Raw genomic sequence first — 587 nt, 5'->3', positions numbered from 1 at the left:
GGCGAGGTCGGGCGCGAGGGTGCGGCGGCGGAGCGGGCGGTGCTGGTGCTGCGGCAGATCGCGCGGCGGCCGTGATGGGCGGCGGGGTGAGCGCGGACGCCGTCGGGGGGCTGGACGTGACGTTCCTGGCAGCGCGGACGGCTCCGGGACAGGTGCGGGCGCAGGTGGAGTTGCGGCTGGCCGCATGGGGGCTGGCCGGGCTGCGCGATGAGGTGACGCTGATCGCCAGTGAGCTGGTCACCAACGCGGTCCGGCACACCCCCGACCGCAAGATCCGGGTGCGGTTCACCCGCGAGGCGCGCGGGGTGCTGCTGGCGGTGTGGGACTCCTGCGACGCCCTGCCGGTGCGCAAGCCGGCGTCCAGTGCCGCCTCACCGGACGCAGCGGCGCTGGAGGCGGGCCACATGGAGGAGACGGGCGGGCGCGGGCTGCCGATCGTGGAGGCGCTGGCCTCCGCGTGCGGGGTGTCCCCGACCGTGCCGCACGGGAAGTGGGTGTGGGCACGTGTGGCGGCATGACGTGCTCGCGCTCGGCCGGGCGGCCGAACGGATCGCGGCGCAACGGATCAAAGTGAAGGGAGCGGGCGC

1 protein-coding gene is annotated in these 587 nt (G+C 76.0%); it reads left to right on the top strand.

From position 1 onward, the window contains the following. Positions 1–518 (top strand): ATP-binding protein (locus AF1_RS32770; RefSeq protein ID WP_217999887.1); only part of this gene is annotated, 518 nt, incomplete at its 5' end. Between the last annotated feature and the right edge of the window lie 69 nt (positions 519–587).

Origin of the sequence: Actinomadura formosensis NBRC 14204 (assembly GCF_001552155.1) — a bacterium.
In the GTDB taxonomy this organism is placed as follows: domain Bacteria; phylum Actinomycetota; class Actinomycetes; order Streptosporangiales; family Streptosporangiaceae; genus Spirillospora; species Spirillospora formosensis.
The sequence above is the reverse complement of the archived record's forward strand: the minus strand, read 5'-3'. Positions and strand labels throughout refer to the sequence as shown.